At 47.5% G+C, this 15,766-nt stretch carries 13 protein-coding genes and 6 pseudogenes; 10 read left to right on the top strand and 9 right to left on the bottom strand.

Annotation, left to right across the window (positions count from 1 at the left end):
- Positions 1-71: 71 nt before the first annotated feature.
- The gene (locus AACH44_RS06755) at positions 72-1,106 is read right to left on the bottom strand and encodes an IS110 family transposase (protein WP_261850241.1); all 1,035 of its coding nucleotides are present in this window, start codon (positions 1,104-1,106) and stop codon (positions 72-74) included.
- 153 nt (positions 1,107-1,259) lie between these two features.
- On the opposite strand from AACH44_RS06755, the pseudogene AACH44_RS06750 reads away from it, so the two are divergent.
- The 3 genes and pseudogenes from AACH44_RS06750 (at position 1,260) to AACH44_RS06740 (ending at position 3,672) form a co-directional block, all read left to right on the top strand.
- Positions 1,260-2,279, top strand: a pseudogene (locus AACH44_RS06750) (IS630 family transposase).
- A 19-nt stretch (positions 2,280-2,298) separates the two neighbouring features.
- Positions 2,299-2,409 (top strand): annotated as a pseudogene (locus AACH44_RS06745) (Arm DNA-binding domain-containing protein); the annotation flags it as partial.
- Between the two features lie 861 nt (positions 2,410-3,270).
- Positions 3,271-3,672: an H-NS family nucleoid-associated regulatory protein gene (locus AACH44_RS06740; protein WP_261849927.1), complete on the top strand. Its 402-nt coding sequence runs from the start codon at positions 3,271-3,273 to the stop codon at positions 3,670-3,672.
- 80 nt (positions 3,673-3,752) lie between these two features.
- Here the strand turns inward: AACH44_RS06740 and AACH44_RS06735 are convergent, their stop codons facing one another.
- From AACH44_RS06735 to AACH44_RS06725, 3 genes are all read right to left on the bottom strand, one after another.
- On the bottom strand, positions 3,753-4,016 hold the full coding sequence (locus AACH44_RS06735) for a DUF4926 domain-containing protein (protein WP_261849926.1): 264 nt from the start codon (positions 4,014-4,016) through the stop codon (positions 3,753-3,755).
- Entirely contained in the window at positions 3,973-4,173 is a 201-nt protein-coding gene (locus AACH44_RS06730; protein WP_261849925.1) for a CPCC family cysteine-rich protein, read from the bottom strand. Before AACH44_RS06730 ends, AACH44_RS06735 begins: the two co-directional genes overlap by 44 nt.
- 166 nt (positions 4,174-4,339) lie before the next feature.
- Positions 4,340-5,242, bottom strand: a complete 903-nt coding sequence (locus AACH44_RS06725) for a LysR family transcriptional regulator (protein WP_338659530.1) — start codon at positions 5,240-5,242, stop codon at positions 4,340-4,342.
- Positions 5,243-5,386: 144 nt separating this feature from the next.
- Between AACH44_RS06725 and AACH44_RS06720 the strand changes: the two genes are divergently transcribed.
- Positions 5,387-6,316, top strand: a complete 930-nt coding sequence (locus AACH44_RS06720; protein WP_338659529.1) for an aromatic alcohol reductase — start codon at positions 5,387-5,389, stop codon at positions 6,314-6,316.
- Between the two features lie 255 nt (positions 6,317-6,571).
- Here the strand turns inward: AACH44_RS06720 and AACH44_RS06715 are convergent.
- A pseudogene (locus tag AACH44_RS06715) lies at positions 6,572-7,021 on the bottom strand (flavin reductase family protein); the annotation flags it as partial.
- 258 nt (positions 7,022-7,279) lie between these two features.
- On the opposite strand from AACH44_RS06715, the gene AACH44_RS06710 reads away from it, so the two are divergent.
- The 6 genes and pseudogenes from AACH44_RS06710 to AACH44_RS06685 form a co-directional block, all read left to right on the top strand.
- Positions 7,280-7,612 (top strand): DUF1971 domain-containing protein, encoded by a 333-nt coding sequence (locus AACH44_RS06710; protein WP_261849921.1) that lies wholly within the window; start codon positions 7,280-7,282, stop codon positions 7,610-7,612.
- Positions 7,613-7,622: 10 nt separating this feature from the next.
- Positions 7,623-7,961, top strand: coding sequence for a DUF1869 domain-containing protein (locus tag AACH44_RS06705; RefSeq protein ID WP_261849920.1), 339 nt, complete (start codon positions 7,623-7,625; stop codon positions 7,959-7,961).
- Positions 7,962-8,314: 353 nt separating this feature from the next.
- Positions 8,315-10,177, top strand: a pseudogene (locus AACH44_RS06700) (beta-glucoside-specific PTS transporter subunit IIABC).
- Positions 10,177-11,640 (top strand): glycoside hydrolase family 1 protein, encoded by a 1,464-nt coding sequence (locus tag AACH44_RS06695; RefSeq protein WP_261849919.1) that lies wholly within the window; start codon positions 10,177-10,179, stop codon positions 11,638-11,640. The pseudogene AACH44_RS06700 and the gene AACH44_RS06695 overlap by 1 nt, the downstream one beginning before the upstream one ends.
- A 64-nt stretch (positions 11,641-11,704) precedes the next feature.
- Positions 11,705-12,163 (top strand): annotated as a pseudogene (locus tag AACH44_RS06690) (CAT RNA binding domain-containing protein); the annotation flags it as partial.
- Positions 12,162-12,680, top strand: a pseudogene (locus AACH44_RS06685) (ABC transporter ATP-binding protein); the annotation flags it as partial. The pseudogenes AACH44_RS06690 and AACH44_RS06685, both read left to right, overlap by 2 nt.
- 76 nt (positions 12,681-12,756) lie before the next feature.
- Here AACH44_RS06685 and AACH44_RS06680 read toward each other — a convergent pair.
- From AACH44_RS06680 to iolE, 4 genes are all read right to left on the bottom strand, one after another.
- A complete protein-coding gene (locus tag AACH44_RS06680) occupies positions 12,757-13,095 on the bottom strand; it encodes a hypothetical protein (protein ID WP_261849918.1) in 339 nt (112 codons plus the stop codon).
- A 26-nt stretch (positions 13,096-13,121) separates the two neighbouring features.
- The gene (locus AACH44_RS06675; protein ID WP_052237876.1) at positions 13,122-13,829 is read right to left on the bottom strand and encodes a zeta toxin family protein; all 708 of its coding nucleotides are present in this window, start codon (positions 13,827-13,829) and stop codon (positions 13,122-13,124) included.
- Between the two features lie 175 nt (positions 13,830-14,004).
- The gene (gene iolB, locus AACH44_RS06670; RefSeq protein WP_261849917.1) at positions 14,005-14,841 is read right to left on the bottom strand and encodes a 5-deoxy-glucuronate isomerase; all 837 of its coding nucleotides are present in this window, start codon (positions 14,839-14,841) and stop codon (positions 14,005-14,007) included.
- A 26-nt stretch (positions 14,842-14,867) separates the two neighbouring features.
- Positions 14,868-15,758 (bottom strand): myo-inosose-2 dehydratase, encoded by an 891-nt coding sequence (gene iolE, locus AACH44_RS06665; RefSeq protein ID WP_261849916.1) that lies wholly within the window; start codon positions 15,756-15,758, stop codon positions 14,868-14,870.
- Positions 15,759-15,766 lie beyond the last annotated feature (8 nt).

Genomic DNA, 15,766 nt, shown 5'->3' with positions numbered 1-15,766 from the left:
GGTTGGTTTACCGTTTTCTCATCAGTGCCTGCAAACTCAGGAAATCTTTTACTTTGTGCCGAACTAAATCATTACTTCATCGCAAATGCCTTATCCATATTGAAATCAACCGGTTCAGACAGCAACCGCCAGACAATACGTGTTAACTTATTTGCCAGCGCCACGGTGGCTTTCATTTTTCCCCGTCGCTCAGTGACATGATTAAGCCATCTTCCAAGACGGTCATCCCGCTTTTGGGCACAGCGCATGACCGCTCTGGCTCCATGAATGATGAGTGTCCGAAGGTCGCAGTTACCATTTTTAGTCATCGAAGTGAGGATGTGTTTCCCGCCGGAACTATGTTGCCGGGGAACCAGACCACACCAGGCGGAAAGTTGTCTTCCGTTAGCAAATTGTTCTGCATCAACCTCACTTAAAAAAGCGGCGGCGATGAGCGGGCCAACACCCGGTATAGTCATCAGTGCTCGATACCGGGGTTGCTGTTGACACAATGCTGCGATTTCATATTCTGTTGAACGAATATATTCATTCAGTGTGTGGATGTTTTCCAATAAAGTGGAAAGCAAATGGCGTAATACCGGAGACACAGGCTTTTCCGCATCTTCAATCAAATCGGGTAATCGCTGTTGCAAAGTGTGTATCCCAACCGGGAACTCGAAGCCCTGCTCAGCGGCCAGAGCACGAATTTGATTGGCGGCGGCGGTGCGCTGTTCGACCATCAACTGACGGGCACAACGCAGCGCTTTGATATCTTGCTGCTCAAGAGTTTTTACAGCAACAAAGTGAATCCCCGGACGAAATGCCGTCTCACATATTGCTAGAGCATCATTGGCATCATTTTTCTGATGACGAGTTAACGCCTTTACATGTTGGGTTGGAATGAGCCGGATGGCGTATCCCATGGATTGGAAAGTCCGCCCCCAGTAATGCGAGGTTGCACAAGCTTCCATTGCGATAAGTGTATCCGGCGGGAATTGACGAACAGTATCTAACAGCTTGCTGCGAGAAACTTTTCGATTCCAGGCAACGGTCCCATCATTCATCCAGACACAAAGCTGAAAAACGGATTTAGCCAGATCGATACCGACGACTTTTATCGTGTTCATGATGTTGTTCCTCTATAAATGGGACGGCTCAACATAAGTGTGGCAGGATTATGTTGAGGAGGGACGTCCATCACATCACTTGGGGGGAACTCAGTCCAAGTTGAGCGATCTGATCAATCGCTGAATATCCCAAATCACCAACCGGACTGAGTCATGCCGATCATAACACCTATCCAACCCGACGAGCGTCAATTGATGCAGAAAACCATGCAGACGACACGCGACAAGAACCATTATCGCAGGCTTGCCGCTCTACTAATGCTTGATGATGGCATCTCCGTTTCCGATGTGGCTAAACACCTTCAGGCTGCTCGTTCCACCGTCGGACGCTGGATAAACTGGTTTACCCAAAGTGGCGCCGAAGGACTGGAAAGCCGACCCGCAGGACGACCGCCGAAATGGTCGCCAGAGCCTGTATTGCCGCTGCTATCTCATCTGGTTGATTACTCGCCACAGGATGTCGGATGGCTACGCTCGCGCTGGAGTCTGGAATTGCTGACCATGGAGATAAATGGTTTTTTCAACATTAATGCCTCATGAAGTACCCTGTATCGCTGGGTTAAGATGGCCGATCTTGTCTGGCGTCAGGCTGCCCCCACACTGAAGCTCTCCGACCCAGATTACGATGAAAAAATGACCGCTATTCAAGCCGCGCTGGCTGTCAACAGTTCGGAACATCCCGTGTTTTATCAGGATGAGGTTGATATTGCCCTCAACCCGAAAATCGGCGCTGAGTGGAGCCAGAAAGGTAACCAAAAACGGATAGTGACGCCGGGCCAGAATCAGAAACATTATCTGGCTGGCGCACTGCACGCGGACACAGGAAAGGTGACCTATGTAGGCGGAATAAAGAAGACATCAAAATTGTTTATAAATCTGTTGGTTAAACTGAAACGCACATACCGGCACGCCAGCATTATCACACTGATAGTAGATAACTACATCATTCATAAAAGTAAGGAAACCCAGCGCTGGCTGGCAGAGAATCCGAAATTCAACCTGCTGTTTTTGCCGACTTACTCGCCCTGTCTGAACAGAATAGAAGGGCTCTGGCATAAGTTGCATGAAACGGTAACACGAAATCATCACTGTCATTACATGTGGCAGTTATTGCAGAACGTAGCCCAGTTCATGGAGGCTGATTCGCCTTTCCCGGGAAAGGCAAGGGTGTAGCAGTATTATGAAAAGCTATTTAGGCTATCGCTTCGAAGGAAAACAGAAGGTGTTTTCCATCGGCGTCTACCCTGCTGTTTCACTGGCGGATGCAAGACAACGGCGAGATGAAGCAAAAAAGCTGTTAGCCGCCACGAACTCTCAGACTGTTTGAGGTTGTACAGGAAGAGGAGATTTAGTTGCCCTCCTATTACCGGATATAGTTCTACCGTTAGAAAACGAAGCATAACCATGTATATAATTTTTGATCTGGGTGGAATCATTATTTATTCATTACCAGACATTAATTTACGCCGTTGTTGAACTGGGTGAACCCAAAGCAAAAGAGATCTTGTTTATTTTGTGGGAAAGGCCCAATACACTGCATCTGGCCTATCATAAAGAAGAAGGTGCTGTCTAATATTATTAGCCAGATAGTGTTCAAAAGTAACAAAAGAGCGGTTAAACCCTTATCATAATATTTATCCTTATTTAATCGATAACTGTTCGCTTTCTCTGGTCTACATGGCTTTTCTGTAAATTTCATAGCAGATATTTACGAGTTTTTTCAGCAGAACCACCAGAGGAGTGAACGATATCACCATCAGATTGACATAATGCTGTTGTTTTATCAGCCACAACAGTGTTTCTGTTACATGTAGTTCCAGACGCAGGCGGTGTTAATGGCACATGGCTTAGGGTTAACGTTAAAACATGAGCACCACGATAAATTTGGCTATACTTCAATGAATAGATACTGCCTACCAGAGCCTTAAAAAGGCTATCGGCTGATAATGCTTGTGCTGTAAAACCACTGGCGACCAATAAACATAATTCTTTGTCTTTTTGAGTAACATGATATCTCCTGAAGTTTATTAATGTATACTCAGGAGGTAATCAATTTATTTTATGTTGACACGTGTTTTTGGGGGTTATTTTGTTTTTTAAAGTTGCCAAACAAAAACGTAAGTCTTATGATTATCTCAATTAATGACCATCAGGACAATAAACGATGAGTGAAGCCTTAAAAGTATTAAACAATATCCGCACCCTGCGTGCTCAAGCGCGTGAACTTGATCTGGCAACGTTGGAAGAAATGCTGGAAAAACTCACGACGGTTGTTGAAGATCGTCGTGAAGAAGAAGCCAGTGCCCAGCAACAAAACGCTGAGCGTCAGGCTAAAATTGAAGCCTTACGCGCTAAGTTATTAGAAGATGGTATCGATCCAGCTGAACTGCTTGGCTCTGTATCTGCTACTAAATCAGGAAAAGCGAAACGTGAACCTCGCCCTGCCAAATACAAATATACTGATGAAAATGGCAACGAAAAGCAGTGGACGGGTCAGGGCCGTACACCTAAAGCGATTGCTGCTGCTCTTGAAAGCGGTAAAAAGCTGGAAGATTTTGAGATCTGATAAAGATTCAATTGGCAGCCTTTGTTAGTTCGGGGCTGCCAACCGAATGAAAATCATTCATTTGATTCTAATAACACAGCTCAAAAATTGACCGCACTGAAACAGTCTAGTGTCAATGTGATACAAACTAGTGTCTCACCATTATCATCACAAAACGCTATCTCATATTCAGGAGATGGTTCGTTATAAATGTGAATAATAGCCCCTAGCATTCCTTTTTTTAATCCCTTACCTGGAAAATTATTTTTAAAGAAATCACATCGAATAAAGAATAACTCATTATTTCCCTTGAGTATTTCATCATTTGACTTTTTGACCATGCTTAAAGGCTTCCCTAGCTTCATTTAGGCTCATTTCGTTTGCTCCGCCAGCATAGTCTGGTTCTCGTGACTGAACAGGGTCATCTTCCCATCCACAATCAGAGCAAATGTCATATTCACCTAATGCCTCAAACTCATGCTTACCACAGCACGGGCATGGATAGTCATATTTATTGGCCAATTCATTAACCTTTTTTCCTTCACTGGGAGAATTACATTAGATAAAAAATCATCACCTAATCATTGACGTAGGTAAATATGTTATTACCTAAAGCCTTTAATTAGCATCATAATCTATCTTCATGCTTACAGGGATATTATATTTTTAAACTATAAATATAGTAATATTAATCACTATTCGATTGGTTTAGCGTTGCCTTGCTCCAAGTAAAAAAGGATCTAACTGAAGGGAGAAGATATCTACTTTGCGGGTAAACCAACGACAAGGGTAAATCAAAAGATAAATTATTCATGCAGGTAATTAAAGCACCGCTTTTCAAATAAGGAGAAACCAAGTAACTCGCAACACGAATTAATCCCATGCCTTGAACCCCTGCCTGTATATAGGCATCAGTATCATCTACTACAAATGTCTCTTTCATACGGATCGCCCGATCAGCACCATCAAGCGTAAAAAACCAGTCAGTGGTACGTCCGGTACGATGGTTAAGATATCCCACAGAGTTGTGGCTCTCTAAATCATCCAAGTGTTCTGGTTTTCCATGCGTATCAATATACTTTGGAGATGCCAAGACAATCCATTTAAAGTTTGCAAGCGGGCGAGCAACAAGAGTGGTTGAATCCTCTCCCCTTCCTGTTCGGATAACACAGTCATAACCTTCCTGAATGATGTCTTCAACATTATCACTTGAGCAGAGCATCATTTCCAGTTCGGGATACTGACTCAGAAATTCCTGAATCCTGGGAATGATGCAATATCGAGCAAGGGATTGCGGCATGCCGACTTTAAAGCGACCTTTTGGTTGACCCGACCTGCCAGGAAATGAAGATTCAATTGTCGCGATATCAGTGAGGATTCTTTTGCATTCTTCATAGTAGTGATATCCATCGGTTGTCACACTGAGTTTTCTTGTGGTGCGTTGCAAAAGTTGAAGTCCCAGATACGTTTCCAGCTCTTTAATGACACGGGATACGGTTGATCGTGGTAGACCCAGTACTTCTGATGCCCTAGCGAAACTATGCGTATCGACAACATGAACATATACCTGCATTGATTCCAGCTTATCCATATTTCACCACACTAATGAACGGACTAATTATCCCATTTATGCGAACAGTCTAACCTGTATCCTTATACTTATCGAATGAGTCTCGCAACAGTAAACTTGCTTTCATTGCAGTTGACATACTGCTTCATACAATAAGGACTCAAAATGCAAGAACATGATTTTTATTCTGGTGAAAAAGTATTAGTGCTCGGCGCGGGACAACTAGGTAATGCAGTGCTGAACGCACTTGTACCTGCCGTAAAACAGCGTAACGGTACTGTCTCGGTAATGGTTTCGCCTAACGCCAGAGATGAACAGGGGCAACTGCGTTCTCATCGTCATCAAAAACATGCTTCGGACGGCGCCAAATTTATTTCCGTTGATATGACAATGGCCACGCCTGAGTCGTTAATAGCGCTGTTTGAATCATTTGATACTGTCATAAATTGCATGGGATTTGTTGCTGGTAGCGGTACGCAACTGAAGATCACGCAGGCGGTACTGGCAGCGGAGGTTAAGCGTTACTTCCCTTGGCAATTCGGCGTTAATTACGATGTCGTAGGCAAAGGAAGCGGTCAGCCTGTCTGGGATGAACAATGTGATGTTAGAAACATGCTACGCGAACAATACACAACGGAATGGGTAATTATTTCAACCGGAATGTTTACGAGCTTTCTTTTTGAACCTGCTTTCAATGTTGTTAATTTTGCTGAAAAAACAATCAATGCTCTGGGGGGATGGGATACCCAGGTAACCGTGACGTCACCCGTTGATATTGGACGACTCACTACCGATATTTATTTACATCAGCCTCGGATCATAAACGAAGTAGTATTCATTGCAGGGGAAACAATCTCGTACGGAAAGCTTGCCGACACGGTTGATAATTTTACTAAACAGTCACTTACCAGAAAGGTACTTACCTTACCAATGCTTTTCGATGAACTGCGTTTAAATCCTGATGACCTGATGCTCCGTTACCGCACCGCTTTCGCTCGAGGTGAGGGTATGTGGTGGCCAATGAGTGAAACCTATAATGCGAAGAACAATCTTAAGACTCAAAATGTCGAAGATTGGCTAAAAGAATCTATTTAACTTGTTATTAATATAAGGGTACCCTTTCGATGAAAGCCTTCATAGCTCTCTTATTTGTCTTTTTTTCGCTTCCATTCTCTGCATTTGCTAAAACAGTAACTGCAACGGGTGACACGCTTGATAGTACAGAAAATGAAATTCGGTAATTGGTAAAAAAAGAAGGGAAAAAATGAAGGAAGATTTGGGAATTCCAGAAAAGAGGGAATGAGAGAGGTTGCCACTTGCTAATACAGCGACAACCGTTACGCTATGGCATTAGTGGCCGTATTTAAAATTAAAACCTAATGCATCACCCGTCGTATCGTACTCGCGGAAGTTATATATCAAAGGTTTCCATTTCGACGGGTCGATAGCATCGTTTGATCCTAATAATTCGCTCTCCACCCAGACATTGATAATGTCCAATTCGACCAGAATAAAACGACCTTTGTCTGTCGTGCTAACAGTTTTACATTCTGTCTGAATAGGACATTCAATCACCCGAGGCGGCGTAATATCGGTAGAGGCTTCAGTATGAAGACCCACTTTGGCGAACTTATCGTGACATACCTGAACGCCCCATTTTATCTGGCTTTCAGATAGCGTATCGTTTCCAGTCAACTTACCAAGCGCTTCAACCTGCTCCCACAGTTTGTAATCAGGAATATTGATAACAATATCAGAGCCGGATAATAAATTATTGTAGGTTTTTCTTCCCTTACTAACAATAACCACAACTGAGTACCGATGAAAATATTTTGATAATTACCTCATCCCCAATAAGTAGATTCTTAATAAATAACTTAATGTAACTATTCCTTGGTGTTAGTTTTTACCTCAACACCCTTTTACGAGGCGTTTCGGCATTGTAAAAATTAATTAGCAAAAAATAATTCACAAGCCTTAAAAGGAGTATATGATATGCATCATATGGTTTTTCCCCTCCCAACCCGTATGTGGCTGGGTAAAGTATGAGGTTTAAACATGGAACGAATTGTCATACCTGCAAATTATGTTCATACCCGCACAACCCCCTTTTGGACAAAAGAGACTGCACCAGCGTCAATCTGGCAGCGCCATTTAGACGCAGGAACACGGCAAGGCGTCTACCCACGCTTGTGCGTGATGCAAGGGACGATTCGTTATTATGGTTACGCTGATGGGACAAGTCCTGAGCCTGTCGAAACGCTAACTATCGAAGCCGGACAATTTGGCGTATTCCCTCCAGAGAAATGGCACAGAATTGAAGCGCTATCTGGTGATACGTTATTTAACGTAGACTTTTATGTCGATCCAAAAATTTTAATAGAAGGTTGAGGTAAATATAATGACAACTGAAAATAAAGGGTACTCATTAACGCTGTTGAACCGTGACAATAATGAAAAAGCAGAGAAGGTTTATCTTAAGCCGATGGCGTTTTATGTCCCAGACTTTGCTGCTGGCGCCGTTAAGGAATTGATTAATGAATTGTCTTTAGCCAACGGAAATAAAAAAGGTTTTTTGCTGACAGTGACGAATAATAACAATGGCGTGGCCGTTGACAAAGATTTTTCTGCACTTGAAGAATTAAAAGACAAGACGATTTCGGCTGACGCAGTAAAAGAACTGGTTAATATCGTACGTGGCTACGATGCGGATGAAGATACTAACGTCTGCGGCTGGTAATATCGACTTCCCCGCAGCTCGGATTATTTAGGATATACCTTTAGTACCCCCTACTCATTAAAAAACAGGCGCTGGATGTCTTTTGACTTAACAAGCGCCCTTGTACCCTGCCCACGCGACAGACAACCAAAGATACCTGAGCATGCTCATCAGGCTAATCCCTCCATTCTGCTATTGCCATCACACTTACCTATCAGGGCTGCACGATCCGTTTGACTTTCTCGCGCACGAGGACTTACAACAACAGCACAGGCGTGTAACTAGTTTTCTAGGCAAGACCTGAAGCTCTCCCACTCCGCATCATGGGAGGAGCTTCAGGTCTTTTTTCGTTTCTGGATCAGGGGAATCGTCGTATGAGCCACGCTGCAACAGATAATAACGCGACAACCTATGCCACCACTGCGGAGAAAATCATCACGTTAGTCGGTGGAATTGACAACATTGAGCACATTGAACACTGCTCTACGCGGCTACGGTTGAGCCTTTATGACAATAGTCAGGTAAACCAGCGCGAGCTGGAAAAGGTACCGGGCGTGTTGGGCGTTCGGGTTAACGTGCAGTGTCAGGTGATTATCGGCAGCGAAGTGATGCAGGTGTACGAAGCGGTGCAGAACCTCGCGGCAGGCCGGAAGGAAACAGGCCGCGCCGCGCCAGCAAAAACCAACCGCACGGCTTTTGTTATCGATTTTATCATCAGCGTTTTTCAGCCGCTGGTGCCTGCTATTGCTGGCGGCGGCGTGCTCAAATCGCTGTTACTGCTGCTGGATCTGCTCGGCTGGCTTACCAAAGACAGTTCAACCTACAAAGTGCTGGATAACATCGGTTCCGCCCCGCTCTATTTTCTGCCGATTCTGGTGGGGATCACCACCGCGATGAAGCTGAAAGTGAATGTGCTGGTCGCCGTTTCCGCCGTCTCCGTCATGGTGCTGCCTGCCATGTCTAAACAACTGGCGGAAGGCGCGGGATTTCTCTCTTTCGACCTGAAAAACATTGCTTACGCCTCACAGGTTTTCCCAGCGATTCTGTGTGTCATTTTCTATGCGCAAACCGAAAAACTCTTCAACCGCTACTAGCCGAGCGCGCTGCGTATCTTCCTGTCACCAATGCTGTCGCTGTTGGTGACGGTTCCCGTCACGCTGCTGGTTCTTGGTCCGCTCGGTTATGAACTCGGTGCGGGTCTGGCTAGCGTGATTCTCTGGCTGTACAGCAAGCTCGGTTTTGTAGCAACGGGGTTGCTCGCCGCTGCGCTGCCCTTCATGGTGGCATCGGGGATGCATAAACCGATGCTGCCCTATGCCGTTTCCTCTATGAGCCAGTTTGGTAAGGAGATGCTCTATCTACCTGCGTCACTTGCGCATAACATTGCCGAATCGGGTGCCTGTATGGCGATTGCGCTCAAGAGCAAAGACAAAACATTAAAATCGACGGCGCTTTCAGCCGGTATTTCTGCCCTGTTCGGCATAACCGAACCTGCGCTATACGGGATTACGCTACTGAATAAAAAAGCGCTCTACAGCGTGCTGGCAGGTAGCCTGGTCGGTGGCGCGTTTATTGGCTGGATGGCAATTGAAGCCTTTGCGCTGGTTGGCCCTGGTCTGGCGAGCATTTCCATGTTTGTCTCACCAGAGAATAGCTGGAATATCGTTTACGCCATCGCCGGTGCCGTGCTCTCTTTTGTCATCGCCTTTCTCTCTGCGCTGTTCCTCTGGCGAGAAGAGAAACCCGCGCCCCTAGAAGACGAGCATCACACCGTTACCGAATGCCAGTTTGTCAGCCCGATTGAAGGTAAAGTGATTCCACTGGAAAATGTGAATGACGAGATTTTCTCCAAACGCATTATGGGTGACGGTATCGCCATCATCCCAGAGAAAGGTGTGCTCTACGCTCCGGCGAACGGCACCATTGAGAACGTGTTTGAAACCGGTCATGCCGTCAGCATGCTCACCGACAGCGGTGCCGAGCTAATTTTCCATATCGGCATTGATACCATCAAACTCAATGGTCAGGGCTTTCAGCCGAAAGTCACGGCCGGTCAACAGGTTAATACCGGCGATGTCCTCGTTGAATTTGACCTCGATAGCCTCATCGCTGCGGGTTACGATCCCGTTGTCATGATGGTTATCACCAACAGCGAGCGCTTTCACGTGATACCGGAAGCCACTGACGTCGTCATCTATCCCCACACCATCATCATGACCTTAAAGGAGTCTGTGTAATGGATAAAAACATCGCATTCCCGGAACACTTTTTATGGGGCGGCGCAATTGCCGCGAATCAGGCCGAAGGCGCATGGAATGAAGACGGCAAGGGGCCGTCGGTCGCGGATGCCATTACCTGGAAGCCGAATCTTGATCTGAAAAATTACCATGCCCACATGGCGCTGACGGACGAAAATATCGCTGATGCGTTCAACGGAAAAAATGACGCGTTCTATCCTAAACGGCGTGGCATCGATTTTTACCACCGCTACCAAGGCGATCTGGCGCTGTTTGCCGAAATGGGCTTCAAGGTGCTGCGTGTTTCCATCGCATGGTCACGTATTTTCCCAACCGGAGAAGACAGCGCACCGAATGAGGCGGGTTTACAGTTTTACGACGATTTGTTCCGCGAGATGCGCAAGAATGGCATCGAACCACTGGTGACGCTTTCACACTATGAAATGCCGCTGGCGCTGAGTGAGAAATACAACGGCTGGGTACACCGCAACGTGCTGGATGCCTTCGTGCGCTTTAGCAATGTCTGCTTCGATCGCTATAAGGATCTTGTGCGCTACTGGCTGACCTTTAACGAGATCGACAGCATCCATCGCCACCCCTTCACCACCGCGGGTATTCGCGAAGAAAAAAGCGCACCGGGACAGGCTAAACAGGATGTTTATCAGGGATTACATCACCAGTTTGTTGCATCGGCTATCGTCACCCGCGATTGCCATGAAAAAATCCCCGGCAGTCAGGTCGGTTGCATGTTGACCAAGCTGACGACCTATCCGCATTCCTGCCGCCCGGAAGATGTCGAAGCCGCGCTGAAAAAGAATCTCGAAAACTACTTTTATGCCGATGTGCAGGTGTTCGGCGACTATCCGCCGCTCATTAAGCGCGACCTTGAGCGACGTGGCATTCACCTCACCATGCAACCCGACGATCTAACCATTCTCAAGCAACACACCGTGGATTTTGTGTCGTTCAGCTACTACATGTCGCTTACTGAATCCACGCAGCCGGACGCCGAGAGAATTCCGGGCAATACCGTTCTGGGCGTGAAAAATCCGTACCTGCCAGCCTCGGATTGGGGATGGCAGATCGACCCGATCGGGCTGAAAATTTCCCTACTGGAACTTTACGATCGCTACCAAAAGCCGCTGTTTATTGTCGAGAATGGCCTCGGTGCGAAAGACGTTGTCGAAAACGGCAAAATCCACGATCCTTACCGCATTGACTACTTCCGTTCACATTTCGAGCAAATGCGTGAAGCAATTAGTGAAGGCGTTGAACTGATGGGGTTCACCAGTTGGGGAGCCATTGACATCATCAGTGCGGGCACCTCACAGATGTCCAAACGCTATGGCTTTATCTATGTCGATCAGGATGACGAAGGCAACGGTTCTCTGGCACGGCTGAGAAAGGATTCGTTCTACTGGTATCAGAAAGTCATCGCCACCAACGGCAGCGATCTCACCTGACGGGCGGGGTCAGCCGCAGGTGGGGTATGTAATGACAGGGAACGAGAGTGACGAGGAATCCCGCGTGATTAAAGTGAAAAAAGCCTTAAACAACAGCATGCTGTTAGTCGACCATGAACAGCAGGAGATGATCTTGTTGGGTAAAGGCATTGGATTTGGAGCCAGACCCGGTTCATTGATTGATGTGACGCACGTTGAGCAGGTTTTCATTCCGCTGGAAAACCTGAAATCACGGCATTTCCTTTCTTTGACCGACACAATCCCTGCGGCTTTTTTTGACATTACTCATGAGATCGTCACGCTGGCGCAAAGCCAATACGCTGAAAAACTGAATTCAGTGCTGTTCTTTACGCTGGCTGAACATCTCTATTTTGCGGTTGAACGTAGCAAAACGGGCAACCACTTCATCAATAAGCTCAGTTGGGAAGTGAAACGCTACTACCAAAAAGAGTACGCCATCGGGGTACAGGCAAAAGATTATGTGTCGGCGCGCTTTAACGTCACGCTTTCTGATGACGAAGCTTGCGGGTTTCGAACACCTGACTCAGGGAACGATTCACGTCGGAGAACGCTGCGTGGCAGGCCCTGACATGCACCTACCACCGGAGCAGCGCAATGTCGGGATGGTGTTCCAGGACTACGCTCTGTTTCCCCATCTGACCGCCGCGCAGAACATTGCTTTTGGCCTGAGAAAACAGCCGAAAGATCTCCAGCAGTCGTGCGTCCGTGCCATGCTTGAGCTGGTCGATCTCGTCTCGCTAGCACAGCGCTATCCGCATGAGATGTCTGGCGGGCAACAGCAACGAATTGCACTCGCGCGGGCGCTAGCCCCTCAGCCCGCCGTCCTGCTGCTCGACGAACCGCTACCCAGTCTCGACCCCGACAGCCGCAAACGACTAGGACAGGAAGTGCGTGACATCCTGCGCAACGCCGGACAAACCGCACTCTTAGTCACGCACAGCGAGCAGGAAGCCGAGTTGATGGCCAGCCATATCGGTTATTTGAAAGCAGGCACGTTGGAATGGCGGGAACGACGCTAGAAGTAAAGTAACTTAGAAATAGAATGACAATGCGGTTCGATGAATTGAAATCGGCTTCACATCAGAAGCCGATTTATTATTTACTTTTGAATTTGGAAGAGAATACCGGTTTATTCCGCTGACGCTTTGGCACACTATCCCTGCACACCCCTGAATTTTCAACTAAAACAGCATGTTCCACCAAAACAATCTCATCAGTTTTAGCCGCTGCCACTGCAAATTTTTTTCTCAGAGGCTCAACGGATAAACCTGTTTTCTCTACGTCAGAGGCAAGTAAAACAGGAAGCATATCATCCATAGAACGCTCAAACGCTAACAGGTCAGCATTCGCCGCATCAGGGGAAATGTCTTCACCATAGAGTTCAGCAAGAGAAAACGCATTTCTCTCCCGTATGGCTTCGGATTTTGATGACATAATCGCTCCTTAAATCTGGGTATTTATTATACAGCGATGACATTAAGGTGGGCAAGTTTAGTGTAGGGACAGCGATGCGAGTTCAAAAATTCTGTCTCTGTTTTAATATTTCTGATACGAGTGACGTTAAATTTATTGGGTTGCGTAAAGTCTTTTTCACGATAATACACCGTAACCTGTACTCTTCCGGTAAATCGTTCATCTTTCAATACCTTCTTGATCGTCGAGCGACACTTCATGAAGTTATTCTTTAGTACACTCAATGGTACCTTACGCTTTCGCTGTCTGGCATACGCCCAAGCGAGAGCAGGATCCAAATAGACATAATCAATAGCCGTTAAATAGCCACGTTCTAAAGCCAAAGAGAGATTAAACTCAGCGTTTTTAAAACTCGCAAAATTTGAATCCATGATGATGTCTAAGCCTTCGGCTGCTGCTTTCATGTAAACATATTCAACAAGATTCGATGCTGCACGCTGAAAGAGTGGCGCATTGGTTTCTTCGTAGTAAGGCAATAGCCGACGAAATTCATCAGCATCTATCACCAGAATATTAGAAAAAACGCGGAGCCTTTGGCGAATCAACTCAGACTTGCCAGCACCGGGAGAACCTGCCGTAAAAAATACGGCTGGGGTCACCGATTTCATCAGGCCAGCGGTTATCGCGTTATAAACAATATCCTTTATCGCCTCAGCAACAGCCTCCGCTAACGCAGAGATTTTTATGTCATCCATGAATTCCCTTACCGTCATTCCTTATGATGCTTGCGAGGCAATATAACGAGTAGCCCAATAGAAACGGTAGGTTTAAATGAGAAAATGCACTGACCAAACGTAAAACTGGCATAGGCCCCGCAAAACAGAGAGGCGCTATGCCAGATACGTTCACTATCACCTTACGGCAAGACGATTATTTCTGTCCTTGCCTATGCTTATCCGCATACTCAGGACTGTTGATCCACTGATGATCCGCTTCCCAGGTGAAACGCCACTGGCGCGTCGGGCCTGCCATCACATTCAGATAGTAGCTGTCATAGCCTGCAAGAGTGGCGACCGGGTGATAGCCGCGCGGCACCTGCACCACGTCCCTATCGTAGACCGCCATACATTCATCTAATGAACGGTCATCGGTATAGACGCGTTGCAGGCAGAATCCCTGTTCTGGATTCAAACGATGATAGTAGGTTTCTTCCAGATAGGTTTCCTGCGGCGGGTTATCGACATCATGCTTGTGGCTAGGATAAGAACTGGTGCAGCCTTCATCGGTGTACACTTCGACCACCAACAGGCTGTCTGCCGCTTTGTCCTCCGGCAAAATATTATGCACATAGCGCTGGTTGTTGCCGACGCCACGCTGCTCGGCGTCAATATCCTGCGGCGCGATCAGCCGGGTCGGATGCGTGCCGAATCCCGGTGCGGCGCACACCGCCAGTTCCAGTGCCGTGTGTGCCGTCACCGTAATCGTCTCGCCAGACGTGACATAAACTGCATAGGGTTTCCTGCGCTCAAACGGGCTCATCCTGTCGCCAATCTGCTCGAAGCGATCACCTGGCGTGACCACCGTTGCTTTGCCGCTGATCAGCACCAGACAGCGTTCGCTATCGCTGGCGGGCAGCGATAGCACCTGCTCCGGTGCCAGTTGATACACATCGAACCCCACGTAGCGCCAACCCGCCGTTTCCGGTGTGATGTGCTGCGTACGCCCTTGTTCGTCAGGGGCACGATGACGTGATAAGAGTCGGGACATCTTTTAGCCTCCTGTATCACCACGAATCAGATCAATTCCGCCTGCTGGGCGAAACGTTGCAAGTTATTGTAGCCTAGCGTCGCGTACGTCAGCGGATGCGCGACAGCCGGATCCTGTTCCGCTTCCACAACCAGCCAGCCGCTGTAGTTATGGGCTTTCAGGATACTGAACACTGCTGGATAATCGACACAGCCATCGCCCGGCACGGTAAAGACACCGCTCAGCACCGCGTCCAGAAAACTGGTCTTGCGGTTTTTCACGTCTTTCAGCACATCAGGGCGAATATCTTTGCAGTGAACGTGATTGATCCGGCTAATCCAGCGCTTCGCCACCGCCACCGGATCGGCACCTGCGAACGTAAAGTGTCCGGTATCCAGCAGCAGCCCGACTTCCGGCCCGGTATGTTCCATCAAATTATCCACGTCCTGCGCACTTTCAATCACCGTGCCCATATGGTGATGATAGGCAATCTGCACACCTTGGCTTTGCGTATAACGTGCAAACTCGGTTAGCTTTTTGCCATATTCCGGCCAGCGCTCTTCGGGGAAACGCGGGCGCAGATGAACGGGTTTCTGTTGGTCGCCGTGAATCGCGCCAGTCACTTCGGCAAACACCAGCACCGTCGCGCCAAGGTCGCGCAACAGCGCCAGATGCCCCTGCACCGCCTCAATCTCTTCTTCTACTGAGCGAGTGAGCAGTTCGCCGGAATACCAACCGGAGACTAAGCGCAGATCGTGCGCTTGCAGGATCGGCCCCAGCACGCTGGCCTGACGCGGGAATTTATTACCTAATTCAAAACCGGCAAAACCCGCCTGACGCCCTTCACTCAGGCAGGTTTCCAGCGGCGTGTCCGCGCCCAGAGAGGGCAGATCGTCATTTGTCCAGGTGAGTGGATTAATACCAAGTTGAATAGTCATGTTATTTC

This window comes from Pectobacterium araliae (genome assembly GCF_037076465.1).
Lineage (GTDB): Bacteria > Pseudomonadota > Gammaproteobacteria > Enterobacterales > Enterobacteriaceae > Pectobacterium > Pectobacterium araliae.
This window is presented reverse-complemented; position numbering and strand designations above follow the sequence as displayed.

Bases quoted from the DNA above. Each gene is read 5' to 3' on its own strand.
- AACH44_RS06755 (WP_261850241.1), bottom strand. From the start codon at position 1,106: ATGAACACGATAAAAGTCGTCGGTATCGATCTGGCTAAATCCGTTTTT.
- AACH44_RS06740 (WP_261849927.1), top strand. From the start codon at position 3,271: ATGAGTGAAGCCTTAAAAGTATTAAACAATATCCGCACCCTGCGTGCT.
- AACH44_RS06735 (WP_261849926.1), bottom strand. From the start codon at position 4,016: ATGAAGCTAGGGAAGCCTTTAAGCATGGTCAAAAAGTCAAATGATGAA.
- AACH44_RS06725 (WP_338659530.1), bottom strand. From the start codon at position 5,242: ATGGATAAGCTGGAATCAATGCAGGTATATGTTCATGTTGTCGATACG.
- AACH44_RS06720 (WP_338659529.1), top strand. From the start codon at position 5,387: ATGCAAGAACATGATTTTTATTCTGGTGAAAAAGTATTAGTGCTCGGC.
- AACH44_RS06710 (WP_261849921.1), top strand. From the start codon at position 7,280: ATGGAACGAATTGTCATACCTGCAAATTATGTTCATACCCGCACAACC.
- AACH44_RS06705 (WP_261849920.1), top strand. From the start codon at position 7,623: ATGACAACTGAAAATAAAGGGTACTCATTAACGCTGTTGAACCGTGAC.
- AACH44_RS06695 (WP_261849919.1), top strand. From the start codon at position 10,177: ATGGATAAAAACATCGCATTCCCGGAACACTTTTTATGGGGCGGCGCA.
- AACH44_RS06680 (WP_261849918.1), bottom strand. From the start codon at position 13,095: ATGTCATCAAAATCCGAAGCCATACGGGAGAGAAATGCGTTTTCTCTT.
- AACH44_RS06675 (WP_052237876.1), bottom strand. From the start codon at position 13,829: ATGGATGACATAAAAATCTCTGCGTTAGCGGAGGCTGTTGCTGAGGCG.
- iolB (WP_261849917.1), bottom strand. From the start codon at position 14,841: ATGTCCCGACTCTTATCACGTCATCGTGCCCCTGACGAACAAGGGCGT.
- iolE (WP_261849916.1), bottom strand. From the start codon at position 15,758: ATGACTATTCAACTTGGTATTAATCCACTCACCTGGACAAATGACGAT.